Origin of the sequence: Collinsella aerofaciens (assembly GCF_015556945.1) — a bacterium.
In the GTDB taxonomy this organism is placed as follows: Bacteria; Actinomycetota; Coriobacteriia; order Coriobacteriales; family Coriobacteriaceae; genus Collinsella; species Collinsella aerofaciens_AO.
The window spans coordinates 1-24615 of record NZ_JADNNH010000008.1 but is presented as its reverse complement, the minus strand read 5'-3'; the positions used below and the strand labels follow the sequence as shown (position 1 = coordinate 24615).

At 59.6% G+C, this 24615-nt stretch carries 17 protein-coding genes; 9 read left to right on the top strand and 8 right to left on the bottom strand.

The window, feature by feature from the left end; genetic code table 11:
* Positions 1 to 274: 274 nt before the first annotated feature.
* Both I2F59_RS03580 and I2F59_RS03575 read right to left on the bottom strand, forming a co-directional pair.
* Positions 275 to 1903: a UDP-glucose--hexose-1-phosphate uridylyltransferase gene (locus I2F59_RS03580; protein WP_195503272.1), complete on the bottom strand. Its 1629-nt coding sequence runs from the start codon at positions 1901 to 1903 to the stop codon at positions 275 to 277.
* Positions 1894 to 3099, bottom strand: a complete 1206-nt coding sequence (locus tag I2F59_RS03575; RefSeq protein ID WP_195503271.1) for a galactokinase — start codon at positions 3097 to 3099, stop codon at positions 1894 to 1896. Before I2F59_RS03575 ends, I2F59_RS03580 begins: the two co-directional genes overlap by 10 nt.
* A gap of 382 nt (positions 3100 to 3481) precedes the next feature.
* Here I2F59_RS03575 and I2F59_RS03570 point away from each other — a divergent pair, with 382 nt between their 5' ends.
* Positions 3482 to 4468, top strand: coding sequence for a LacI family DNA-binding transcriptional regulator (locus I2F59_RS03570; RefSeq protein WP_195503300.1), 987 nt, complete (start codon positions 3482 to 3484; stop codon positions 4466 to 4468).
* 129 nt (positions 4469 to 4597) lie between these two features.
* Positions 4598 to 5758 (top strand): FprA family A-type flavoprotein, encoded by a 1161-nt coding sequence (locus I2F59_RS03565; RefSeq protein WP_195503270.1) that lies wholly within the window; start codon positions 4598 to 4600, stop codon positions 5756 to 5758.
* Positions 5759 to 5826: 68 nt separating this feature from the next.
* Here the strand turns inward: I2F59_RS03565 and I2F59_RS03560 are convergent, their stop codons facing one another.
* Positions 5827 to 6630 (bottom strand): DeoR/GlpR family DNA-binding transcription regulator, encoded by an 804-nt coding sequence (locus I2F59_RS03560; RefSeq protein ID WP_195503269.1) that lies wholly within the window; start codon positions 6628 to 6630, stop codon positions 5827 to 5829.
* Between the two features lie 335 nt (positions 6631 to 6965).
* Here I2F59_RS03560 and I2F59_RS03555 point away from each other — a divergent pair, with 335 nt between their 5' ends.
* On the top strand, positions 6966 to 7823 hold the full coding sequence (locus I2F59_RS03555) for a class II fructose-bisphosphate aldolase (protein WP_022095149.1): 858 nt from the start codon (positions 6966 to 6968) through the stop codon (positions 7821 to 7823).
* A gap of 704 nt (positions 7824 to 8527) precedes the next feature.
* Here the strand turns inward: I2F59_RS03555 and vsr are convergent.
* On the bottom strand, positions 8528 to 9517 hold the full coding sequence (vsr, locus tag I2F59_RS09890) for a DNA mismatch endonuclease Vsr (protein ID WP_229065320.1): 990 nt from the start codon (positions 9515 to 9517) through the stop codon (positions 8528 to 8530).
* A 148-nt stretch (positions 9518 to 9665) separates the two neighbouring features.
* Here vsr and I2F59_RS03540 point away from each other — a divergent pair, with 148 nt between their 5' ends.
* On the top strand, positions 9666 to 10451 hold the full coding sequence (locus tag I2F59_RS03540) for an ABC transporter ATP-binding protein (RefSeq protein WP_271755871.1): 786 nt from the start codon (positions 9666 to 9668) through the stop codon (positions 10449 to 10451).
* Positions 10441 to 12678 carry an ABC transporter permease gene (locus I2F59_RS03535; protein WP_195503268.1) on the top strand — a complete coding sequence of 746 codons (2238 nt, stop codon included), beginning with the start codon at positions 10441 to 10443 and terminating at the stop codon, positions 12676 to 12678. The genes I2F59_RS03540 and I2F59_RS03535 overlap by 11 nt, the downstream gene beginning before the upstream one ends.
* 491 nt (positions 12679 to 13169) lie before the next feature.
* Here the strand turns inward: I2F59_RS03535 and I2F59_RS03530 are convergent, their stop codons facing one another.
* The 4 genes from I2F59_RS03530 to I2F59_RS03515 form a co-directional block, all read right to left on the bottom strand.
* Positions 13170 to 14201, bottom strand: coding sequence for a 3-deoxy-7-phosphoheptulonate synthase (locus I2F59_RS03530; protein ID WP_195503267.1), 1032 nt, complete (start codon positions 14199 to 14201; stop codon positions 13170 to 13172).
* A 569-nt stretch (positions 14202 to 14770) separates the two neighbouring features.
* Positions 14771 to 16627, bottom strand: a complete 1857-nt coding sequence (locus I2F59_RS03525) for an ABC transporter ATP-binding protein (RefSeq protein ID WP_195503266.1) — start codon at positions 16625 to 16627, stop codon at positions 14771 to 14773.
* Entirely contained in the window at positions 16627 to 18993 is a 2367-nt protein-coding gene (locus I2F59_RS03520; RefSeq protein WP_195503265.1) for an ABC transporter ATP-binding protein, read from the bottom strand. The genes I2F59_RS03525 and I2F59_RS03520 overlap by 1 nt, the downstream gene beginning before the upstream one ends.
* On the bottom strand, positions 18990 to 19439 hold the full coding sequence (locus I2F59_RS03515; RefSeq protein ID WP_195503264.1) for a MarR family winged helix-turn-helix transcriptional regulator: 450 nt from the start codon (positions 19437 to 19439) through the stop codon (positions 18990 to 18992). The genes I2F59_RS03520 and I2F59_RS03515 overlap by 4 nt, the downstream gene beginning before the upstream one ends.
* 290 nt (positions 19440 to 19729) lie before the next feature.
* On the opposite strand from I2F59_RS03515, the gene I2F59_RS03510 reads away from it, so the two are divergent.
* From I2F59_RS03510 to grcA3, 4 genes are all read left to right on the top strand, one after another.
* Entirely contained in the window at positions 19730 to 20479 is a 750-nt protein-coding gene (locus tag I2F59_RS03510; RefSeq protein ID WP_006234857.1) for an SDR family NAD(P)-dependent oxidoreductase, read from the top strand.
* 108 nt (positions 20480 to 20587) lie between these two features.
* Positions 20588 to 21604: a 2-keto-3-deoxygluconate permease gene (locus tag I2F59_RS03505; RefSeq protein ID WP_229065319.1), complete on the top strand. Its 1017-nt coding sequence runs from the start codon at positions 20588 to 20590 to the stop codon at positions 21602 to 21604.
* A 467-nt stretch (positions 21605 to 22071) separates the two neighbouring features.
* Positions 22072 to 24123 (top strand): formate C-acetyltransferase, encoded by a 2052-nt coding sequence (pflB, locus tag I2F59_RS03500; protein WP_035137643.1) that lies wholly within the window; start codon positions 22072 to 22074, stop codon positions 24121 to 24123.
* A gap of 85 nt (positions 24124 to 24208) precedes the next feature.
* Positions 24209 to 24460, top strand: a complete 252-nt coding sequence (grcA3, locus tag I2F59_RS03495; protein WP_006234861.1) for an autonomous glycyl radical cofactor GrcA3 — start codon at positions 24209 to 24211, stop codon at positions 24458 to 24460.
* The last annotated feature ends 155 nt before the right edge of the window (positions 24461 to 24615 follow it).

Sequence of the window (24615 nt, the reverse complement as noted above, 5' to 3'; positions counted from 1 at the left end):
TTCAATCGTCGGGCATGACCAGAAGGTCAATGCCCTCCTCTTTCACGTCACCTTGCTCGCTTAGGGGCGTTTTCGCTGTCGTTGCCAAGACACCGGCGTTGCCTTGGTCGCAAGTAGTCATTGGGGACGCTCTTTAATGACTAGTCGTTTAAGAACGCCCCTTAAGAATGACCCCAATGACTACACTCAAAAACGGCGCCCGCCGGCGATGTTGCCGGCGGGCGCCGCTGTCGCGTAGGCGCTATTCGTTGAGTGCGTGCGTTCGGGCTCGCTGCTACAGCGAGTCGATAAAGCGCTGCTGGGCGGCGCGTCCTGCCTCGTCCCACTTAAAGACTCCGGCGTTGTCGAGCACGTGGCCAAACACCACGCCCACCTCCTCGTGCAGGATGTCGATGGCGTTGTCCGCCGTAAGCTCGTCGGCACGGCGGGCATAGACATCCTCGGCCCACGCGGCATGGCTGCGGCAAAGATCATCGCCCTCGAGCGCGCCGGCAAGGTCGTAGCTGGCATCGGCCTTGGCTGCCAGCAGGTGCTCGCGAACGGCACCAAGCTCGGGAACCAAACGCGGCGGTAAAATGGCCAGGCCCATGACCTCGATCAGGCCAATGTTCTCCTTCTTAATGTGGTGGTATTCGGCATGCGGGTGGAAAACGCCCAGCGGATGTTCGTCGGTCGTGATGTTGCAGCGAAGCGCCAGGTAGGCCTCGTAGATCTCGCCGCCGGCATTGCCGCGGGAGTCGACGCGGCGGATGACGGGCGTCACGGTGTTGTGTGCCACGCCGTCGGCCGTGTGCGCGATGACGCCAACCGATTCGTCGGTCCACTCGCGCCAGGCGAGGATAATCTTCTCGGCGGCGTCGAGCAGCTGGGCGCGGTCGTGCGAGCGCAGTCGCAGCACCGAAAGCGGCCACTGCAACACGGTACCGCTGACTTGGTCAAAGCCGGGCACGCTAAACTGCGAGACCTCGGTGGCATGCATCATGGGGAACTCGTGCGCGCCGCCCTGGAAGTGGTCGTGCGACAGAATCGAGCCGCCCACGATGGGCAGGTCGGCGTTGGAGCCAATAAAGTAGTGCGGGAACAGGTCGACAAAGTCGAGCAGGCAGGTCAGCCCCTTGCGGTCGACGTGCATCGGACGATGCTCGGAGCTCATGGCAATGCAGTGCTCGTTAAAGTACGCGTACGGGCTGTACTGGAAGCCCCAGCGCTCGCCGTCGAGCTCAATGGGGATAACGCGCAGATTCTGGCGGGCGGGGTGAGCGCCGCCGTCGGCTGCGGCGGAGCGTCCGGGGTAGCCCTCGTTCTCGATGCAGAGCTGGCAGGCGGGATACTTCTCGCCCAAGTTCTTGGCTGCACCTGCCGCGGCGATATCGCGCGGGTCCTTCTCGGGTTTGGACAGGTTGATAGTGATTTCAAGATCGCCCCAGTTGGTGGGGGTGCTCCATTTGATATTGCGCGCGATGGCGGCGCGGCGCACGTAGCCGGCGTCGCAGCATAGACCGTAGAACCAGTCGGTTGCGGCGCGGGGCTCGTTGACACCAATGCGGCCGTTGAATTCCTCGTTTACAACCGAAGGCCTCGGCATCAGCACGCCCATGATGCGCATGGCGATGCGATCGCGGCCCGATGCCGTGTCCTCGGCGGCGCCGTTGGCAACGGCAGCCTCGGAAAGCGCGGCAAGCGTGCCTTCAAGGTCAAAGTTGGGGAGTGTATCGGGGTGCAAGAGCGAAATCTTCTCGGTCTTGAGCGCCCAGGCCATGTCGAGTGCGGGGCCCGTGGCGCCGATGCACTCCAGAATGGTGTTGTAGGCCCAGATGCGATCGTCCTGTCCGATCATCGATCGGTGGATGGCATATTCGATGAGGCCCTGCGCGGCCTCGCGCACATCAGTCATTACAGCCATGCCGCGTAAGCCCCCTTGTCAGAGATGGCGTAGTGACGGGCAGAGCCCTCGCCCAGCCAGCCGTTCATCTTGGTAATGAAGGTGTCGACCAGGTCGAGCGGCACGAAGGCCTGGATGGTGCCACCAAAGCCGCCACCGTGGATACGGACGGCGCCGCGGCCGTCGAGTACGTGCTCGGCCAGCGCCAGGGCATACATGGAAGGCTGCTCGGAGCCCAGCTTGGCAACGACATTCTGCAGGTACATGGCAGAGCTGGCGCCGGACTCGCGCGTCAGGACCAGGAACTGGTCGATGTCGCCGGCGTTCAGGGCCGCCCAGCGCTTGTCGACCAAGCCGTTCTCGTACCAGTAGTGAACGGCGCGCAGGCAGGCGCGGTCGCCCAGCTTGGCGCGCAGCTCGGGGAGCTTGGCGTCAAAGTCCGCCACGTTTACCTCGCACAGGCGTGCCTTGCCAAACTCGGCGGCGACGTCCTGCATCTCGCGCGGAACGGCGGCGTAGTCGTCGGTGGCTGCCACGTGGTCGGCACCGACCTTAACGAGCACGAGCGCATAGCCGTGATCCTCAAAGTTGAGCTCGAGCTTCTGGGTCTTAGGCTGAGCCTGGTCCTCAAAGTCCATGTAGGCAAGGCCGCCCAGGCACACAGCGGCCTGGTCCATCAGACCGCAGGGCTTGCCGTAATAGTTGTTTTCGGTGCGCTGGCTCATCTGGGCGAGCGCGACGGGCTCGATGGCGGGTGCGCCCCAGAGCGTCTCCATGGCACGACCGTATGCGGCCTCGACGGCGGCAGAACTGGAAAGGCCGCCGCCCGAGGGGACGGAGCAGGTAAAGGCAAAGTCGAAGCCGTGGGGCTCAACGCCAAGGGCTGCAATCTCGTGGGCCATGCCGCGGACGAGACTTGCGGACGTGCCTTTCTCGGACGCTTGAATATCCAGCGTGTCGAGCGTGATCTCAAAGGTGGGATAGCCCTCATCGGCAACGCGGACCTTGTTGGTGTCGGTCGCCACGGCAATGCCGTCAACGGCGACATCGAGCGAGCCGGCTATAACGTGGCCACCCTCGTGGTCGGTGTGGTTGCCACTGATCTCGGAACGGCCGGGCGCGTGCACGTAGAGCACCTGGCGGTCGCCGATGGGGCCAAACTCCTCCTCAAACAGCTTAGTGAGCATGGCGAGTGTCTTTTCGTCGGGGGTGGTCATGGGAGTCCTTTCCTTGGCGCGCCCGGGTGGGTTTTGCGTCGTTATGAGTACGTTAACAACTTGAAGCGGCATGAACCAAGTGTTCTCGACACCGCACTTTACGGGCTATGTTAACGTACTCATATCACATCGCTTGTCACTTTTTGAGAATCTGGTAATCGGTCGATATTCGGCCGTGAACGGTAGTGCCGTATGGACTTATAAAGCAGAAGAGATGCAGATAGAAAAAGTAGAGTACGTTAACATGCGTCCGACGATAGCGGTCCTCGGCGCGGGGTGTATTTTTGCTCGGCCGGCATTCACGCTATTCAGATCTCGCAAGGGTGAAGGTGATTCTGTGGCAAGGCGCCCGTCCAACGATACAGGCACGCGTCCGGTCTCCATGGCCGACGTCGCCCGCGCTGCTGGCGTTTCACAGCAGACGGTTTCGCGCGTCGCAAACGGCTTGCCCAACGTTAACGAGCAGACGCGCCAACGCGTGCAGGCCGCCATGCAAGAGCTCGGCTTTCGTCCGAGTTATGCCGGTCGCTCGCTGCGCGACGGCCGTTACCATTCGGTCGGCCTGTGCGTCAACGATGTCACCAAGTTTGGCAACCTCTCAATGATCGACGGCATCGCCAGCGCTGCTCGCGAGCATAATTGCGCCATCACGCTGGTCGAGATGTCCAAGACCGAGGAGTTTTCGCTTGCCGAGGCAACGCGTCGCATGGCCGCACTGCCCGTGGACGGCATCATTATCGGCATGAGTCGCATGGCGCCCGATTTTGAGACGTTTGATCCACTGCCGGGCATTGGTACGGTCATCGTTACCATGTACGCGCATCCGCGGGTGACCACGGTCGATTCCGACCATTACGGCTGCTCGCTATTGCTTATGGACCACCTGTTTGAGCTGGGGCACGAGCAAATTCGCTATATTGGCGGCCCGTCGTTCTCGGTTGACGAACAATTTCGTCGCGCCGGTTGGCAGGATGCACTCGAGCGTAAACACATCGAGCCGGCAGAGCCGCTCGAGGGAGACTGGTCTGCCAACAGCGGTTACGAGGCCGGTAGGTATCTGGCCGAACACGACCGCACCATGACGGCGATTTACGCGGCAAACGATCAGATGGCAAATGGCGCAATTGCAGCGCTGCGCGATAGCGGCTTGCGCGTGCCCGAGGACGTAAGCGTGGTGGGCGTCGATGACTCGCTCGACGACTTTGTCGCGCATAACGAGCTCACGACCGTTCGATTCGATTTGCATCAGCGCGGACGCGAGGTATTCGAGCATGCGGTTCCCGAGGCGGGGGCAACGGATAAAACCGTCGCCATTCGCATTCCCGGTCAGCTTATCGTTCGACATACCACGGCAGCGCCTCACGTATAGTTTGTGCAGGTGAACGGCGGTATATTCCGCCTCAAAAACAATCGGTAAGGATGCTGACAGATAGCCGTGGCTATGAAGGCGAGTGTTATGATAGACGGGCTCTTTTGTCTATCTAGGAGGCTTTGCCTGATGGAGATCACCAAGGATATCCGCTACATTGGCGTCGACGATCACGACATTGACCTGTTCGAGGGCCAGTACGACGTGTCCGAGAACGGTATGGCATACAACAGCTACGTTATCTTGGGCGACAAGATCGCCGTCGCCGATTCGGTTGACGCTGACTTTGTCGACGAGTGGCTCGGCAACCTCGAGGCCGTGCTCGATGGCCGTACGCCCGACTACCTGGTCGTCCATCACATGGAGCCCGATCACTCCGCCGGCATCGCTGCCTTTATGGAGCGCTACCCCCAGGCCCAGATTGTGGCTAGCATGGGTGCCTTCCGCATGATGGTCAACTACTTTGGCACCGACTTCCCCGAGCGCAAGATGGTCGTCAAAGAGGGCGACGTGCTCGACCTGGGCGGCCACAGCTTGACCTTTATCGGCGCCCCCAACGTTCACTGGCCCGAGGTGATTTTCTCCTACGAGGCCACCGACAAGGTGCTCTTTAGTGCCGACGGCTTTGGCAAGTTTGGCGCCAACGACGTCGAGGATCCCGAGGGCTGGGCCTGCGAGGCTCGCCGCTACTACTTTGGCATCGTCGGTAAGTTCGGCAAGTTCGTGCAGGCCGTCCTCAAGAAGGCCGCCGACCTGGATATCCAGATCATCTGCCCGCTCCACGGCCCCGTGCTGACCGAGAACCTGGGCTACTACCTCGACACCTATAACACCTGGTCGAGCTATCAGCCCGAGGACGAGGGCATCACGATCGCATATGCGAGCGTGTATGGCCATCTGAAGACGGCCGTCGAGGAGCTCGCATCTGCGCTCGAGGCCCGCGGCCAGAAGGTCTCCGTCTTTGACCTGGCTCGCGACGATATGGCCGAGGCCGTTGAGGATGCGTTCCGCTACGACCGTCTGGTGCTCGCCTCCATTACCTATCAGGGCGAGATCTTCCCGTGCATGAGCACCTTTATCCACACGCTCGCCGAGCATGCCTACCAGAACCGCACCGTGGCGCTTGTCGAGTCCGGTTCCTGGGCGCCCGCAGCTGCCAAGGTTATGACCAAGGAGCTCGAGGGCATGAAGGACATCACCCTGACGCAGAACAAGGTGACCGTCCTGGGCTCGCTCAACGACGCCTCGCGCGCTCAGATCGAGGTTCTCGCCGACGAGCTGTCCAAGTAGCGACACTTTCACTTTTGACGCTCAAACCACCACAAAGGGGACAGGCACCTTTGTGGTGGTTTTTGTTTTTAGATGCGGGCGATGACGAGGGCTGGGCGTGAGCTGTCAGTGGCCTCGGCGATTGAGGTGGCGACAGCATGGTCGGGGTCACGGTCCATCACGATGGAGTCGACATCGGCAAGCTCAGCAAAGCGGTACATGCCGCGTCCGTTAACCTTGCTGGCGTCCATGAGGGCGACGCTTTGACGGGCGGCACCGACCATAGCCGCTTTGGTCTCGGCCATCTGCGGAAAGTCGGTCGTAAAGCCGCAACTGGGGACAAAAGCGCCAGGGCACATGACGGCAAGATCGGCATGGACCATTTGGAGCGCTTGCATAGTGAGCGGTCCGTACAAATAACGATGGCCTTTGCGCAGCGCCCCGCCCAGCATGACGACATCGACTGAGGGCATGCTCTCGTCGATGTAATCGGCAATGGTAATGTCTGCTGTGATGACGGTGATACCGTCGCGTTGATCGAGGAGCCGGACGAACTCGAGCGCCGTGGTGCCCGAGTCGACGAGCAACGTGTCGCCGTCGTTGACGAGCTCGATGGCGCTTTGCGCGATGGCCTGCTTGGCGGCGACGTTGACATTGATGCGGCGATCCTGCGTGGAGACGGTCAGGCGTTTGTGGAGCGATACGGCACCGCCATGCGTGCGGCGCAGCTTGCCTGCTTCGGCGAGCGCGTCCAGGTCGGCGCGGGCGGTGACGGAGGACACGCCAAAGGTCTGGGCGATTTCTGCTACCTGCACCGAGGCATTATGATCGAGCATCTCCATGATGGCGGAACGACGCTCGTCGGCGAAAGCTCGGGTTGTTGCGTGGGCCATATCTGCTCCATCATCGTCTGAAATTTGCAGGAATTGTGTTGACTCTATTTTCGTTCATTTTCTTTTTGAGTAAGAAAACACCTTTCGATTACTTATCTTTTCTATAAAAGAAAGACGCTGAACGCCCAAAATTCAATATCGAACATGTTCACTCGGCTCAAATTTCTTCCGTTTGCTTTTCAAAAATGACTGTATTGACCTGCATGGGCTCAATATCTCGCACGTGCAAAGCTGCTGAATTTCATACAATGAGCGCAGCAAAACGCAAGGTAAAATGCCTTGTGAACAACTACGCCCGATGTCCAGATGCGGGCGAGGGAGAGGAGCAAACGCTCATGGCACTTGTTACCACCGAAAAGATGCTCAAGGACGCTCAGGCCGGCCACTACGCTGTTGGCGCTTTCAACGTCGAGAACCTCGAGTTTGTTATGGCCGTTCTGGCCGCTGCCGAGGAGACCAAGTCCCCCGTCATCATGCAGACCACCCCGGGCACCATCAAGACCGCTGGTCTGGACTACTTCTACGGCATGGTCAAGGCTGCCGCCGAGCGCGCTTCCGTGCCCGTCGCTCTGCACCTCGATCACGGCGATGGCTATGACCGCTGCATGCAGGCTTTCCGCACGGGCTACACCTCTGTCATGATCGACGGCTCGCACGAGTCCTTCGAGGACAACATCGCCCTGACCAAGTCCGTCGCCGACGCTGGCCGCGCCATGGGCGTGCCCGTCGAGGCCGAGCTCGGCAAGGTTGGCGGCAAGGAGGACGACGGTCCCGCGGTTGAGGGCGAGAGCCCCTACACCGATCCGGCCGAGGCCAAGGAGTTCGTCGAGCGCACCGGCTGCACCTCTCTCGCTATTGGCGTTGGCACCAGCCACGGTGTGTACACGAGCGATCCGCACATCGAGCAGTCCGTGGTCAAGGCCATCCGCGACGCCGTCGACGTGCCGCTGGTTCTGCACGGCACCTCCGGTGTGCCCGATGAGCAGGTTGCCGAGGCTGTGAAGAACGGCATCTGCAAGGTTAACTACGCCACCGAGCTGCGTCAGGCCTACACCAAGGGCTTCATGGCCTACATGGCCGAGAACCCTGCCTGCTTCGATCCCAAGAAGCCGGCCAAGGAGGGTATGCGTGAGATCACCGAGCTGGTTAAGATCCGCATGACCAACCTTAACTCTGTGGGCAAGGCAGAGTAACAGCAAGGGTACTCCGACTCGCTACATATCCCGGGGAGGGACGAGGGCTTAGTTCCCCAATCGTCCTCGGGCATGCAAAAAGCCTCGCTGCACACTTCGTGCGGCGAGGCTTTTGCCCCCTGCGGAAAGATTGGGGAACTAAGCCCTCGTCCCTCCCAAGGTGACCTGCTCGAGATCGTCGCCCTTGTGGCGTTAGGGCGGAAATGGGTGGGGCGTTAGGGCTTCTTTGCTGATGGGGGATTAGTATGCCCGGGCTTGGTTGGGGAAGGTTTTGTCTAGGGATGCTTGGAGCTTTTCGAACGATGCTCGCAAGTTGTGGCTCTGGTCGGTTGAGCGCTTGGTTTTTGTGGTGGGGGAGTCGAGGAGGCCGTTTCTCTGTGTCGGGGGGAAGGAGAAAAGGTCTGCATGTTTTAGGGATGGCTGCTGTGCTGCGTCATTGGAAGAATGCATGCTTATGCGGCCTCCTCGATGTCCACCAAAAGATAGCGCACGGGGTGTGCTGCTAGGTCCCGTGCGTTGGCAGTATTATGCCGCGGACGTCGCAAAGAAGCGCTAAAGAAAGGCTTAATGAGGTTTGCAATTACGATGAAACCGCAGGTTAAAGCTATCGAGTAACACTCTTGAAAGGTTTTGAGCTTAAGGGCTTTCTAAGGTTTGAGGCGCGGATGTGGCTCGCCTGTGTGGGGCGTGTGGATGGCTCGTTCCTAGCGCTGCGGCTCTGCGGCGCGCACCTGCTCGATGACCTTTTCCATCGTGGCGTCGATGCGGTCTTTTTTGAGCTCGCATTCCCAGACGGTGATGGGCGTCCAGCCCATTTGAGTGAGTGCTGCCACGGCAGCGCGGTCGCGCTCGACGTTGCGACGGAACTTTGCCTCCCAAAACTCAACGTTGCGCTTGGGCTGGCTCGGGTTGCACTTGGGGCAGCGGTGCCAAAAGCAACCGTTGACGAAGATGGCGATCTTGCGCCCGGGGAAGGCGATGTCGGGCTTGCCGGGAACCTTCCATTCCAAGCGATAGCCCGTAAGGCCCGCGGCGCGCAGGCGCTGGCGAACGAGCAGCTCGGGCTTGGTGTTCGCACGCTTGTTGCCCTTCATGGACTTTTTGATGGCGGCGCGACGGCGCACCAGTTCGCGCTCGTCGGCGGAGAGGTCCGAGGTATCGATGCCGTCGAGCAGACCGGGCTTGGGACGCTTCTTGCTGTGGCGCTTAGGTGCGCGCTTGGGCCTGGAAGCGGGCTCGTCGGTCGTGGTGGCCTCGGCGTCGTTGGCAGTGCCGTTGGCCTTAAGCCGATCTTCCTTCAACTCAATCAGAGCATCGATAAGCCCCTTGTCGGCGGGCATCCACTCAACGGTGGCAAGCGAGGTGCGTGGAATCCAGCGGATATCGAGCTGGCGGTCATGTTTCTGGGGCTCATCGGATTCATCGGCGAGCGAGCAGTAGTAGCACTCCATCGAGAGATGAAAATCGGGGTAGTCGTACTCAACGGTATAGAAATCGCGCAGGTTCGTGACTTTGACCTGCAGCTCTTCCATGAGTTCGCGGCGTACGGCGTCCTCGGGCGTCTCGCCGCGCATGAGCTTGCCACCGGGGAACTCCCAAAGTCCCTGCATGTCGCCATAGCCGCGCTGCACGGCAAGCAGCTCGTCAGATCCTTCCTTGCGAATGATCCCAGCGGCAACATGAACAGTCTTCAACAGGAGTCCTCTCTCAACATCAACACGTGGCAGGGTAGCTACGCGTACCTTACACGACGGTAAGGCAAGCGTAAGCCATATCGATGGTAGCCGACTCGTCTTCTTGCGACTATAGATGCCGTAGACTAATCGCAAGAAAGGACTCGGTATGCAAACCACGCACATGGCGACCCCGGTACTGGAGGCCGCGCATCTCGAAAAGGTATACGGAGCGCTGGGCAACGTGACGCGCGCGCTCAACGACGTCAGCTTTACCGTCAACCGCGGCGAATTTGTTGGCATCATGGGCGCTTCGGGATCGGGCAAGTCGACCCTGCTCAACTGCGTGTCGACCATCGATAGCGCCACAAGTGGCACGATCCGCATCAACGGGCAGGACGTAACACGCATGAAGCAGGCTAAGCTTTCGCAGTTCCGCCGCGAGGAGCTCGGCTTTATCTTCCAGGACTCCAACCTGCTCGATACGCTCACGGCACGCGAGAACATCGCCCTGCCGCTCACCATCGCCCGCACAAACTCGGCAGAGATTTCGGCCCGCGTGCAGGATGTGGCAGCGCGCCTGTCCATCAGTCAGGTGCTCGACAAGTATCCCTACCAGATGTCCGGCGGTCAGCAGCAGCGCGTTGCCGCGGCTCGCGCGCTCGTCACCGACCCCACCATGATCATGGCCGACGAGCCCACCGGCGCTCTCGATTCCAAGAGCGCTCGCCTGCTGCTCGAGAGCCTGGAGGCCCTTAACCGCCGCCTGCGCGCCACCGTGCTCATGGTCACGCACGACAGCTTTGCCGCCAGCTACACGAGCCGTGTGCTGTTTATTCGCGACGGCAAGATCTTCACCGAGCTGCGCCGCGGCGACATCGACCGCCGAGAGTTCTTCGACCGCATTATGGAGGTCGTTGCCATGATGGGCGGTGAGGGCTCCAATGCTCTGTAAACTCGCTTGGGGCAACGTCCGCCGCGCCGGCCGCGACTACCTCGTCTACCTTTTGACGCTCACCTTGGGCGTTACGGTCTTCTATGCCTTTAACACCATCTCGATGCAGGTCGACATCGCCGGCATCGATGAAAAGGGCTTGGCGCAGGTTATGGGCAGCATGCTCGGCAACCTGACGTACTTTTTGGCCGGTGTCATGGCCTTTTTAATGGTGTATGCCAATAACTTCATCATGAAACGCCGCAAAAAGGAGTTTGGCCTGTACCAGGTGCTCGGCATGGGGCGCGGGCGCGTCGCCACGATCATGGCGCTCGAGACGGTGATTGTCTCGCTCGGCGCCTTTGTCGCCGGCATTGTGCTGGGTGTGGGACTCTCCCAGCTCATGACGTTCTTTACGGCCTCGCTCTTTAAGACACAGATCGCCAATTTCCACTTCTTTTTCTCGGTGCATGCGTTCAGCCTGACCCTTGCCTGCATGCTCGTAATGTTTGTGCTCACGCTACTGCTGAACCTTCGCGCCGTGCGTCGTACCAAACTCATCGAGCTTATGGGTGCCGAGCGTCGCAACGAGAGCATCAAGGCACGCAACCCCTGGATCGCGATTGCCATCTTTGCCGTGGGCGTGGTGCTTGTGGGCGTGGCCTATTACCGTCTGCTACGTGATGGGTTCCCGCTAACCGCGACGGACAGCAAGCTGCAAGAGGCCATGAACCAGTTTGGTATTACGACCGCTATGGTTACCGTGGGCACCTTTGCCCTGTTCTGGGGACTCTCGGGCATGCTCATCAAGCTGCTGCAGAGCCTGCGCGGCGTGTATTGGCGCGGCCTCAACATGTTTACCGTGCGCCAGCTTGCGGCCAAGGTCAACACGGTGTGCTTTTCGATGGGCGTCATTGCGATGCTCCTGTTTTTGGCCATCACCTCGGTGACGTGCGGTATGTCGATTGCCAATGTGATGAACGAGAATCTGGAGCGCTATAATCCGGCCGACATGTCGCAGACGTATGTCTATTACACGCCCGATACGCTCGACTTCTACAAAGAGTCTTTCAATCCGTCTGAGGCCGATCGAATGGTGCTGGCCGATAGTACGGTCGATTTGTACTCCGCATGGCACGGCGATCGTATCGATCACGATAACGTTGCAGACGGTATTAAGGGCAAGTCGGCGGACAACAACGACGAGACCGGCAAGAAGGTCAATATCGCCGATGTTGCCGGTGAGCATGTGCAGATCGATTCGTATCTGAGTTACCCGCTTGGCGGCTCGGATCCTTCGGTGACCCCAAGTGAGATGTGCAAGACCATGGGCGAAAAGCTTCCCAAGGCGTTCGGGGGTAGCAATGCCGACATGACAGGCCTGTCTGTGACGCCGGCAAGTCAGTACAACAAACTGCGCCAGATGATGGGCAAGGAGCCGGTGCACATCGGTCACGACCAGTATCTGCTCACGTGTGATATGGGCGGCGAGCTGGTCGACCTGTACACCAAGTATATGGCTGGCGGCCATACCCTTACCTTGGGCGGGCATACGCTCAAGCCCGCAACCGATAAGTCGGACGAAGATACGGCGGCCATCGCCAACTCGGCGATGGGCAGTAATGGGGGTACCGTCGTCGTTGCCGACGAGCTGTTGTCCCAACTTAATCTGCAGCCGTATTCCAGTAGTCTGCTCGTTAACTACAAACAGGGGATGGATACGACCGAGGCAGACGAGAGTATTAAATACACTGTGCTCGACAATCTGCTCGTTGACGGCAAGGAGCCGGGGTCGTGGGGAACCTTCATCACACGCTCCGAGATGTACACGCAGGCAGCGCAAATGAACGGTCTTATTAGCTACCTAGCCATCTACATCGGCTTTGTATTGGTCGTTGCATGCGCGGCGATACTGTCGATCCAGCAGCTCTCCAATGTGGCCGACGGCAGCCGCAGCTATCGTGTGCTGGCACAGATCGGCTGCGACGACCGCCAGATTCGCCATTCGGTGATGGCGCAGCAAGCGGTATTCTTCCTGTTCCCGCTGGCAGTGGGCCTGGCGCACTCCTTTGTGGCACTTAAGGTGATCATCGAGTTGGTGAGCATTTTCGGAAATATGAGCATTGGCGGTACCGTGGGCCTCACCTGTGCAATCTTCCTGGCAGCATACGGTGGCTACTTCCTGGTGACCTACCTCATGAGCACCGGCATGGTACAAGCTGCCATCGCCACCCGCTACAGCGAGTAACAAGCGGGCAAAACCGTCGCAAAATTAGAGGTGTATGACCGCCGCGAAGGGACCAGGGGCCCTTTCGCGGCGGTTTTTGCCAATCTGGTGCGTCTCAGATACAAGTGAGTAGACTTTTTTGAACCTGCCGAGCACATCGTGACAAATGATCTATAAAACTGCAGGTCAGAGCTGTGGCGTTTTGGGGCGTGCTTGGCCTCCTGCAAAAAGCCTACTCACTTGGTTTTTCTGCTAGAAGACCGCCACGAGGGAAGGCAACTCCCCCGGGTAGTCGTTGGGGACGTTCTTAAACGACTAGTCAAACAAGAACGTCCCCAATGACTACCCCAAGGAATGTCCCTGACTGCCGGCAGAAAAGGAGCGTCCCTAACTGCCACATCAAACGAAAGGGCGCCGACCTTCTGGTCGCGCCCTTGAAGTTGAACGTCAGATTGTCCAGGTGCGGCCCGCGCAGCGTCGAGCCGTTACGGCGTTTGGTAAAACGCCGTAACCTACACCCGCTCCGCGATCTCGTGGATGAGGTAGTCGGTCTTTTCCCAGCCCAGGCACGGGTCGGTGATCGATTTACCAAAGACGCCGCCGTCGACCGGCTGGTTGCCGTCCTCCAGGTAGGACTCGATCATAAAGCCCTTGACTAGCTTGGAGATGGACTCGTTGCGGCGGCAGCTGTCGAGCACCTCCTTGCAAATGCGATACTGCTCCAGCGGACGCTTGCCCGAGTTGTCATGGTTGCAGTCGATGACCGCTGCCGGATTGGCGTAGCCGGCATGCTCGGTATAGCGCTCGGCCAGGCGCTCGAGGTGCTCGTAGTGGTAGTTGGGGTAGGTGCGACCGTCGAGACCGATGTAGCCACGCATGACGGCGTGCGCGAGCGGGTTGCCGTCACACTCGACCTCCCAGTTGCGGAAGATGAAGCTCTGGTGCGCCTGCGCGGCGTAAATGGAGTTGAGCATAACGGTGGTAGAGCCGGCAGTGGGATTCTTCATGCCGACGGGTACCGAAATGCCGCTCGACACCAGGCGATGCTCCTGGTTCTCGACCGAGCGCGCACCCACGGCAACATAGCTCAGCAGATCAACGAGGTACTGGTAGTTGGACGGATAGAGCATCTCGTCGGCGGTGAAGAAACCGGTCTCCTCAATAACGCGTAGGTGCATATGGCGGATTGCCTTGACGCCCTCGAGCAGGTCGTCGGGAGCCTCGGGGTTGGGGTTGTGCAGAAGACCCTTGTAACCGGTGCCCTTGGTACGCGGCTTATTGGTGTAGACGCGCGGAATGATGATGAGCTTGTCCTTGACCTCCTCGGCGGTCTTGGCCAGTCGGTTCATGTACTCAAGCACCGAATCCTCGCGGTCGGCAGAGCACGGGCCGATGATGAGCACCTTGCGCGCGTCCTCGCCGGTAAAGACCTTGGCGACTTCGGCATCGAATGCCTGCTTTTTGGCGGTAAGCTCTGCGGAAAGCGGCATTTCCTCGCGGATCTCCATGGGGATCGGCAGCTTGCGTTTGAAATCCATGGCCATGCGGGGCCTCCTTTATCAATTAACGGCAACAATTGGCGAATTCTCGAATGCTCGGCATTATCCGCTGTCGCACGCTAAAGTGCAAGCGAAACCTGCCGAAAAGGGACAGGTTTATTTTGGTCGGTTTTATCTGGGGAAATGTCGGCGCTCGCCGGAAGGGGGGGACCGGCGTACGACACGCTGGAGCAAGTTGGGTCTCCTGCGGCATACCCCGTGGACAAAAAATGGCAAATATGAGTACTGCTGCTAGCTTAGTATCATATCGACCTTACAAGATAATAGACACAACATTAAATATGTTCATTAACGTTGGCACACAGAAGCATGTTACCGGGCGTTTTGATCAATTTGATGGCATATCTAGGCCGCAAAGACGTCGTTTGGGGCTGTTTTGGCTGTTACTAAAAAAGTAACAGTACTCATATTTGCCATTTTTTGCCCACGGGGCCTCGAAGGGGCTGTCAATGCGGTCCCAGGGGAGGCGGTTCGAGGGTCGCAAAACAAAAACGGGGGCGCAGGTTGTCCTGCGCCCCCGTTTTCTTGGCATTGCGGTTGTTTGCCGCCGGTTTTTACGCCGCTTCGTCGAACTGCGAATTGTACAGATCGGCGTAGAAGCCGCCTTGGGCGAGCAGCTCGTCGTGCGTGCCCTTCTCGACGATGTCGCCGTCGCGAATCACCAAGATCACGTCGGCGTTGCGGATCGTGGACAGGCGGTGCGCGATGACAAAGCTGGTGCGGCCCTGCATCAGCGCATCCATGGCGCGCTGAATGAGCTCCTCGGTACGTGTGTCGACGTTGGAAGTCGCCTCGTCCAGAATCAGCGCCGGGCGGTCGGCCAAAATGGCACGGGCGATGGTCACGAGCTGGCGCTGACCCTGCGACAGGTTGGTGCCCTCCTCGTTGATCATAAAGTCGTAGCCACCGGCGAGCGTATGAATAAAGTGGTCGCAGCGTGCGGCGCGCGCAGCGGCCTCGACCTCGGCATCGCTCGCGTCGGGGCGTCCGTAGCGGATGTTCTCGCGGATGGTGCCGTTAAACAGCCAGGTGTCCTGCAGCACCATGGCAAACTCGCCGCGCAGTGCAGCGCGGTCCCAGTCGCGCACATCGACGCCCTCGACACGCAGCGAGCCGCCGTCCACGTCGTAGAAGCGCTGCAGCAGCTTAATGAGCGTGGTCTTGCCGGCGCCGGTGGGGCCGACGATGGCGATGGTCTGGCCGGGCTGTGCCTCGCAGCTAAAGTCGTGGATGATGGTCTTGTCGGGCGTGTAGCCAAACTTGACGTGGTCGAACTCCACATGGCCGGGGCGCTTTTCGGGAATCTGCGCGTCGGCTTTCTGCTCCTCCTCGGGCGCGGCCAGGAACTCAAAGACGCGCTCGGTGGCGGCTGCCATCGACTGCATCGTGTTGCTCACGTTGCCCAGTTGCTGCACGGGCTGCGTAAAGTTGCGAACGTACTGGATAAAGCTCTGGATGTCGCCGGGCGTGGCGTTGCCGGTCAGTGCGAGCTGTGCGCCCACCACGACAACGCCCACGTAGCCCATGTTACCCACCAGGCTCATAAGCGGCATCATCAGGCCCGACAGGAACTGCGAGCGCCAGCCACTAATAAAGAGGCGGTCGTTTTGACGGTCGAACTCTTCGATCGAGGCCTCGGCGCGGTCGAACACCTGGATGACGTTCTGGCCGGCAAAGTCCTCCTCGATAATGCCGTTGACGGCGCCCAGAACCTGCTGTTGCTCGCGGAAGTACGGCTGCGAGAAGTGAATCATCACGGTCAGGATAATCGCAGCGGCCGGCAGCGTGAGCACGGTGACGCCGGTAAGCGGCAGGCTGATCGAAAGCATCATGACGAGCACGCCGATAATCTGCGTCACCGACGTGATGAGCTGCGTCACGCTCTGGTTGAGCGACTGACCCAGCGTATCGACGTCGTTGGTGATGCGGCTGAGTACGTCTCCCTTGCTGTGGCCGTTGAAGTAACTCATCGGCACGACGGCAATCTTGGCGGCGATTTCCTTGCGCATGCGGTAGCAGATCTTTTGCGTGACGCCGGTCATGAGCCAGCCCTGGACCAGGCTGCAGACAGAGCTCGCCAGATACAGGCAGAGCAAAAAGCCGAGCGTCTTGGCGATCCAGTCAAAGTCAACGTCGCCGGTGCCGTTGACCTTGGCGACCAGGCCTTCGAACAGCTTGGTCGTAACCTGGCCGAGCACCTTGGGTCCCACAATGTTAAAGATGACCGAGCACACGGCAAAGGCGACGGCGGCAAACACGGCAATCTTGTGCTGGCCGATATAGCCGAGCAGCTGCCTCATGGTGCCCTTAAAGTCCTTGGCCTTTTCGCCGCGACGCATGCCGCCCATGCGGCCCATGGGACCACGCTGGCGGGTGGGCTTGGGAACCTGAGTCTTGGTCTCGTCTGCCATTAGCGCTCGCCTCCTTCCGTGACGGCTGCAATTTCTTCTTGGGTAAGCCCCAGCTCTTCGGCGGAAAGCTGCGACTGTGCGATCTCCAGGTACGCCGGGCAGCTGTGCAGCAGCTCCTCGTGCGTGCCGGTGCCCACTACGTGGCCGTCGTCGAGCACGATGATCTGGTCGGCGTGCATGATGGTCGCGATGCGCTGGGCCACGACCACGAGTGCGGCGTCGGTAACGTTTTTGGCCAGCTCCTCGCGCAGGCGCGCGTCGGTCTTGTAGTCGAGGGCACTAAACGAGTCATCGAACACCACGACCTCGGGCTTTTTGGCCAATGCGCGGGCGATGGCCAGACGCTGGCGCTGACCACCCGAAACATTGGAGCCGCCCTGGCTGATGGGGGAGTCGTAACCGCCCTCACGCTCGGCGATAAAGTCCTCGGCCTGTGCGATGCGCGCGGCCTGGCGCATGTCATCATCGCTCACCATGTCGCCGGCAAACTTGAGGTTGCTCTCGACGGTGCCCGAGAACAGACGCCCCTGCTGCGGGATGTAACCAATGCGGCGGCGCAGCTCGGAAAGGGTCATGTCGCGCACGTCGATGCCGTCGAGCGAAATGCTGCCGCCCGTGACGTCGTACAGGCGCGGGATGAGCTGCACAAGCGTGGACTTGCCCGAGCCCGTGGAGCCAATGATGCCGAGCATCTGACCGGCATGCGTGGTGAAGTTCACACCGCTAATGACGTCGGCGCGGGCATCGGGGTACTGGAAGCTCACGTCGCGGAAGGTGAGCTCACCGCGCGGCGAGCTGGCCGCGGGCAGTTTGGGCGAGGCAGGGTCGTTGATGCTCGTGGGGCAGGTGATGACCTCATCTACGCGCTCGGCTGCGACCTCGGCACGGGGCAGGATGACCGAAACCATGGTGAGGATCATAAACGCCATGACGATCTGCATGGTGTAGGAGATAAACGCCATCATGTTGCCGACCTGCATCACGCCGTCGGACACGCCCTGCGCGCCAAACCAGACGATAAGCACGGTGATGCAGTTCATGACGAGCATCATGAGCGGCATCATAAAGCTCATGGCTCGGTTGGTGTAGAGCTGCGTGGTCATCAGGTCGAGCGACGCCTTGTCAAAACGTTCGAGCTCATGTTCCTCGCGGTTGAACGAGCGGATGGGCATAAGGCCGTCGAGCAGCTCGCGGGCGGTAAGGTTCACGCGGTCAACAAAGCTTTGCATCTTTTTGAACTTGGGCATGGTGAGGCCCATAAGCACGCCGACGACGGCCGAGACCGCGATGATGGCAACGGCGATGGTCCACTCCAGGCCGGTATGGTTGGCCAGGACGCGCATGACGGCGACGATGCCCATGACGGGGGCCATCAGACACATGCGGATAAACAGAGTTGCGGCCATCTGGATCTGCTGAATGTCGTTGGTGCAGCGGGTGATGAGCGAGGCCTGGCTAAACTTGCCCACCTCGGCCGGCGAGAAGTGCATAACCTTGTTGAAGGTCTCGCGGCGCAGGTCGCGGGCGATGGAGCAGGCGGTGCGCGAAGCCACGGCACCGGTCAGGATGGTGGCGACGAGCGACACGAGGCACAGTCCAAACATCGTGGTCGCCATGCGGCTCAGGTAGGCGTTCTGCACGTCGGCGGGGTCGATGCCCTGTGCCTTGTACTCGTCCTGTACATAGCTCACGGCGCGCTGGGTGACGATGGAGCCTGACATGGAGCCCATTTTGTCTGCCATTTGGTTGGCGCCCTCGACGAGCTTGCTTTGGTCTACCAGACCGCCCTCGACACCCAGGCGCAGGCTCTTCATGGTGATCTTGCCGCCGTCGGCGTCGATCTGCTTTTGCATGCTCTGCGCGGCTGCGGCCTTCTGCTGCATCTCGGCGAGCTGTTCGGGTGTCATGGCAGCCATCTGCTCGGGGGTGGGCATGGCCTGGGCAGCGTTGTCGTCTTTCTCGCTGGACGAGCCCATCATGTCGCCCATGGAGTTGGCGTCGATGCCCTGGTCGAGCGAAAGGACGACGGTCTCGGGCAGACTCATGATATCGGCGAGCTTGCTGCCATCGGCACGCTCTTCCTCGGTGCCCATGTACGTTCGAATGCCGTTTTTGTCAGCCTTGCTAAACACGGCCTCCACAGCCTTGGCGTCCTTGGCGCTCATGAAGAGTTCGAGGTCGTCGAGCGATTCGGCGCGAATGGTGTCGGGCACGGGCGAGGCGATGCCGCCTTGCTGCACGCCCACGTCGACGATGTCGCTCATATAGGTAGGCAGCGCCAGATCGGCGTTGCAGCTGATTACGATAAGTACGATAGCTGTGAACAGTGCCAGGACGTGCTTTTTAAAGAGCTTGAGAATCCTCACTCGGCATCTCTCCTTTCTTGATTGCGGTCGATAATTTCGTTGGCACGTCTTAGAAGGCGCACCATCTCTTGGGTATCTGTTTCGCCGAGCTGCTCGAGGAAGGCCGCGGTGCGCTCCTCGAATTCCCGTCGTTTGATTTCGAGATCCTGGAATCCCTTGTCGGTCACCGTGACGTGTACGCGACGACGGTCGGTCTTTGAGTGCTCGCGCTCGACCCAGCTCTTGGCTTCGAGAGCGCGTAGGATATTGGCGATGCGGGCGCTCGAGACCCAGGCGCGATCGGCGAGTTCGCTCGGCGTGAGCGAACCGCCAGCGAGCATGAGGGCGCGCATGACGGCCATCTCGCCGCCGAGGGCTTTGTCCGCAAAGCGCGAAATGCGCTGATGCATGCTGCCGAACTCGGTAAGGAGCTGACGCCCAAGTTCACGGAAATCGGTATCTTCCACCGAAAACCCCTAACACTAGAAACTATTTTCGGTGAAAGATGATACCCCTGCACGCACGCCCTATGCGGTAGATTTCTAAGCATGTCCCAAAAATCTACTTGGCCGCTAGGCAATATTAAGAGTGCATTAAGACTTAAAATCATTCAATTGCTGAAGCGTTTCAAAGAACTACTATGCACGCGGTTAGGCGAGGGGTTGTCACCACCATGACGACTGGGACTCATATAATCGCCACGTGCGATGCTCCAACTTCCCGCAAGGAGACACCTTACATAAAGGGGGATGGAGTCATGGCATTTGACTTCACGGGCAAGACCGCGATTGTCACGGGCGGCACTCAGGGCATTGGCCTCGAGATCGCCAAGGGCATCGTCGCGGGCGGCGGACATGTCGCGCTCATCGCAAGGAACGCTGCTAAGGGCGAGGCCGCTGTGGCCGAGCTTGGCGAGGGCAACAAGTTCTATCAGCTCGATGTCGCCGATGCGCCCAAGGCGCGCGAGACCGTCGAGCAGATTTTTACGGACCTGCCGCAAACCAACATCCTGATCAACTGCGCTGGCGTCATCAGCACCAAGAAGTTTGACGAGATCGATGACACCGAGTGGCGTCGCACCATCGACATCAACCTCAACGGTACCTTCACTATGATGAACGCCGTGTACCCGCACTTTAAGGCGGCCCATGCCGGCACTATCGTCAACGTGAGCTCTGTTGCGGGCAAGATCGGCGGCGGCCTGCTCGGCACCGCTGCCTACGCTAGCTCCAAGGCCGGTGTTAACGGTCTAACCAAGGCAGTCGCCAAGGAAGGCGGCAAGTTCGGCGTTCGCTGCAACGCCGTGTGCCCGTCGCTCACGTTGACCGATATGACCTCGATTCTCTCTGACGAGAACTCTCAGCGCATCATCAACGGTATCCCTCTGGGCCGCGCCGCCCAGGCCAGCGAGCCTGCGCAGATGGTGCTGTTCTTCGCTTCCGACCTCGCCAGCTTCGTGAACGGCGAGATCGGTGACTGCGACGGCGGCATCGTCCTGGACGGGTAATACCCCGCGATGATTATTCGGCGACGGCTCCTGCGACTCGGGACCGTCGCCTTCTTTCTGATATAGGCGCATGCGGCTACGATTCGCATGCATCCAAAGGAGATATATATGAGTGAATCGGCTGCGGTGGAGGCGCCGGCGGCAAAGGAGCCGTTCTTTAAGATGTCCTCCATCCCGGGCGCCAATATCTTGGTGCCGCTTCTGTTGGGCTGTCTGCTCAACACGCTATTCCCCGACCTGTTCAAAACGCTCGGCAGCTTTACGCTTGGCATGACCCAGCAGGGCGCTGGCCCGCTCGTGGGCGCTTTTTTGCTCATCGTCGGTACGACGATTTCGTTTAAGAGCGCTCCTGCCGCCGCTGCCCGCGGCGCCATCATCATCGCCGTCAAGCAGATCGTGGTCGTTGCCATGTCGCTGCTCATCCTTTATGTGTTCAACGACAACTTGTTTGGCATCTCTGCCATGGTGATGCTGGCGGCTTGCACCGGCGCCAACAACGCTATGTACGCTGGGCTGATGGGTACCATGGGCAACGAGGCTGAGCGTGGCGCTGTCGCCATCACCACGCTGGTTGTCGGCCCTCCGGTCACGATGATCGTGCTCGGCGCTGCCGGCCAGGCCCCGATCGGCTGGTCGCTCGTGGGTGCCATTCTGCCGATCGTCGTCGGCATTATTCTGGGTAACCTGTTCCCCAGCTTTAAGAAGATGATGGCACCGGCACTTTCCGCCATCATCGTGCTCGTCTTCTTTGCCATGGGCTCGACCATGACCTTTGGCCAGCTCATTAATGGCGGTCTCCCCGGTATTCTGCTCGGCGTGATCTGCTCGGTGGTCTTTGCAATTCCCGTTATCGCGGTCGATAAGCTCACGGGCGGTACGGGTGTCGCAGGTGCGGCCATTTCGAGCTGCGCCGGAGCCAATGTGGCCACGCCTGCTGCCATGGCAAGCGTCAACGAGGCCTTGTACGGTGGCGCCGTGCTCGCGACGGCTACGGCACAGGTTGCCGCCTGCGCAATCGTGACGGCTATTTTGACCCCGCTGGTCACCAGCTGGTGCTACAAGCATTTTGAGGGCCAGCAGAGCAACGGCAAGGCAACGACCGACAAGGCCGCCTCAGCCGCCTAATGCCAAACGGCAATCAAAGCTAAAAACTAGCTACGCCACAGGGCGGCAACGGGGGATCCCGTGGCCGCCCTGCAGTTTCTGTAGGGTCTCTGGGACACTTTACCCTGCTAAAGCTGGCATAACAGCTAGAGTGAACGTCGTACAAAGGCAAGGAAAAATAACATACAAATCGGTGAACGGTAGCTGTCCGCGCTCGCATTTCCTGCGGGTTTGTAAAAAACGCCCTTATGATATAAAAAAAGAAACATATAACAGCCCAGATGGAGAGGGTCGCTATGTTATCCTTCTCAAACGGGTGAAATCTTGGGTTTTGGGTTGTAGTTCCAAGGTGGACAAACGTTTTTCTCTGCACCAACGTGTGGTGAAGAACGGAAGAAGCCGGTAGTGCAAGCCGAACATTCAAGAATTCAATAAGCAGCGGTGTGAGAGAGCGCCGCATAACACGTAACTAGGAGCGTGGTTACACAATGCAGGAGGCATGGGAAGGCTTCAAGGAAGGCATTTGGACGGGAGAGGTTGACGTCCGAGACTTCATCCAGAAGAACTACACCCCCTACGAGGGCGACGAGTCGTTCCTCGTCGGCCCGACCGAGCGCACCAAGGAGCTGTGGGGCGAGGTTCTCGACCTGCTGCTTAAGGAGCGCGAGCAGGGCGGTGTCCTCGATATGGACACCAAGACCGTTACGGGTATCGTGAGCCACCCCGCTGGCTACATCGATAACGCCCACCGCGAGAAGGAGACCATCGTCGGTCTCCAGACCGACAAGCCGCTCAAGCGCGCGCTGCACGTCAACGGCGGTATCCGCATCGCTTGCCAGGCTGCCAGCCAGCACGGCTATAAGGTCGACGAGAACGTTGTCGAGCGCTACACTTTCGAGCGTAAGACCCACAACGCTGGCGTCTTCGATGTTTACACCCCCGAGATGCGTGCTTGCCGCTCGGCTCACATCATCACCGGTCTGCCCGATGGCTATGGCCGCGGCCGTATCATCGGCGACTACCGTCGTGTTGCCCTGTACGGCGTCGACTACCTGATCAAGGACAAGGAGGCCCAGAAGGCTTCCACCCCGACGGTCATGACCGCCGACAACATCCGCGACCGCGAGGAGCTGCAGGAGCAGATCCGCGCCCTCGGCGAGCTCAAGATGATGGCCGAGACCTATGGTTTCGATATTTCCAACCCTGCCACCAACACGCAGGAGGCCATCCAGTGGATGTACTTCGCCTACCTTGCTGCCGTTAAGGAGCAGAACGGCGCCGCTATGTCCATCGGCCGTACCTCTACGTTCATCGACATCTACGCTGAGCGCGACCTTGCCAACGGTACCTTCACCGAGGAGCAGATCCAGGAGTTCGTGGATCACTTCATCATGAAGCTCCGCATGGTCAAGTTTGCCCGTACCCCCGAGTACCAGGCCCTGTTCACCGGCGATCCGCAGTGGGTCACCGAGTCCATCGGCGGCATGGGTGTTGACGGCCGTACGCTCGTTACCAAGATGAGCTACCGCTACCTGCACACGCTCGAGAACATGGGCACCAGCCCCGAGCCCAACATGACCGTTCTGTGGTCGACCCGTCTGCCCGAGAACTTCAAGAAGTTCTGCGCCAAGACTTCTGTCGCCAGCTCCTCGATTCAGTACGAGAACGACGACCTCATGCGTGTCTATCATGGCGACGACTACGGTATTGCCTGCTGCGTGTCCTCCATGCGCATCGGCAAGGAGATGCAGTTCTTCGGCGCCCGCGCCAACCTGGCCAAGTGCCTGCTGTACGCACTCAACGGCGGTGTTGACGAGGTCTCCAAGAAGCAGGTCGGTCCCAAGTATCGCGCCGTCGAGGGCGATACGCTCGATTACGACGACGTTGTGGCCAAGTACAACGACATGATGAAGTGGCTCGCTGGCGTGTACGTCAACTCGCTGAACATCATTCACTACATGCACGACAAGTACTGCTACGAGCGCATCCAGATGGCTCTGCACGACAAGCACGTGCACCGCTGGTTCGCTACGGGCATCGCTGGCCTTTCCGTCGTGGCTGACTCCCTGTCCGCCATCAAGTACGCCAAGGTCCACCCCGTCCGTGATGAGAACGGCATCATCGTCGACTTCGAGACCGAGGGCGAGTTCCCCAAGTACGGTAACGACGACGACCGCGTCGACCAGATCGCTCACGACGTTGTGCACCAGTTCATGGAGTACATCCGCATGAACGACACCTATCGCAACTCCGTGCCCACGACCTCGGTTCTGACCATTACCTCCAATGTCGTGTACGGTAAGAAGACCGGCTCCACGCCCGACGGCCGCAAGGCTGGCCAGCCGTTCGCCCCGGGTGCTAACCCCATGCACAAGCGCGATAGCCACGGCGCCATCGCTTCGCTGTCTTCGGTTTCCAAGCTCCCGTTCCGCGATGCTCAGGACGGCATCTCCAACACCTTCTCCATCATCCCGAGTGCGCTCGGCAAGGAGGATCAGGTGTTCTTTGGCGATATCGACCTTGATCAGCTGGGCGAGTAACTATTGTTAGTGCTATACTAACAATAACGATTACTGATTAGTGCGCCGGTTTCGGCCGGCGCCTATCGATCGAAGGAGACACATTATGAAGGTTTCTGAAGTTTCCGAGACTCAGGCCGATAACCTGGTCCACATGCTCGACGCTTACGCCGAGAAGGGTGGCCACCACCTGAACATCAACGTCTTCAACCGTGAGACGCTGCTCGACGCTCAGGCTCACCCCGAGAAGTATCCGCAGCTGACCATTCGCGTTTCCGGCTACGCCGTGAACTTCCACACGCTCACCAAGGAGCAGCAGGACGAGGTCATTGCGCGTACCTTCCACGACAAGTTCTAAAAGGACTCAACTCCCACCGGAGACCCGGTAAGGCCTACGCACTTTGCCTCTCAAACGTCCTCGCCGCTTCGCGGCTGACGCTCCTATTTGGCAAGGTGTTTTTTAGAATCCATTTTGCGCTCGGCCTCGAAGGCTTGCCTGTCCCAATCGAGCGG

What these genes read in the sequence shown, in the direction of transcription:
- I2F59_RS03535 (WP_195503268.1), top strand. Translation starts at nt 10,441, where the DNA reads ATGCTCTGTAAACTCGCTTGGGGCAACGTCCGCCGCGCCGGCCGCGAC.
- I2F59_RS03565 (WP_195503270.1), top strand. Translation starts at nt 4,598, where the DNA reads ATGGAGATCACCAAGGATATCCGCTACATTGGCGTCGACGATCACGAC.
- I2F59_RS03555 (WP_022095149.1), top strand. Translation starts at nt 6,966, where the DNA reads ATGGCACTTGTTACCACCGAAAAGATGCTCAAGGACGCTCAGGCCGGC.
- I2F59_RS03560 (WP_195503269.1), bottom strand. Translation starts at nt 6,630, where the DNA reads ATGGCCCACGCAACAACCCGAGCTTTCGCCGACGAGCGTCGTTCCGCC.
- I2F59_RS03505 (WP_229065319.1), top strand. Translation starts at nt 20,588, where the DNA reads ATGAGTGAATCGGCTGCGGTGGAGGCGCCGGCGGCAAAGGAGCCGTTC.
- I2F59_RS03510 (WP_006234857.1), top strand. Translation starts at nt 19,730, where the DNA reads ATGGCATTTGACTTCACGGGCAAGACCGCGATTGTCACGGGCGGCACT.
- pflB (WP_035137643.1), top strand. Translation starts at nt 22,072, where the DNA reads ATGCAGGAGGCATGGGAAGGCTTCAAGGAAGGCATTTGGACGGGAGAG.
- I2F59_RS03575 (WP_195503271.1), bottom strand. Translation starts at nt 3,099, where the DNA reads ATGACCACCCCCGACGAAAAGACACTCGCCATGCTCACTAAGCTGTTT.
- I2F59_RS03540 (WP_271755871.1), top strand. Translation starts at nt 9,666, where the DNA reads ATGCAAACCACGCACATGGCGACCCCGGTACTGGAGGCCGCGCATCTC.
- I2F59_RS03570 (WP_195503300.1), top strand. Translation starts at nt 3,482, where the DNA reads ATGGCCGACGTCGCCCGCGCTGCTGGCGTTTCACAGCAGACGGTTTCG.
- grcA3 (WP_006234861.1), top strand. Translation starts at nt 24,209, where the DNA reads ATGAAGGTTTCTGAAGTTTCCGAGACTCAGGCCGATAACCTGGTCCAC.
- I2F59_RS03525 (WP_195503266.1), bottom strand. Translation starts at nt 16,627, where the DNA reads ATGGCAGACGAGACCAAGACTCAGGTTCCCAAGCCCACCCGCCAGCGT.
- I2F59_RS03580 (WP_195503272.1), bottom strand. Translation starts at nt 1,903, where the DNA reads ATGGCTGTAATGACTGATGTGCGCGAGGCCGCGCAGGGCCTCATCGAA.
- I2F59_RS03530 (WP_195503267.1), bottom strand. Translation starts at nt 14,201, where the DNA reads ATGGCCATGGATTTCAAACGCAAGCTGCCGATCCCCATGGAGATCCGC.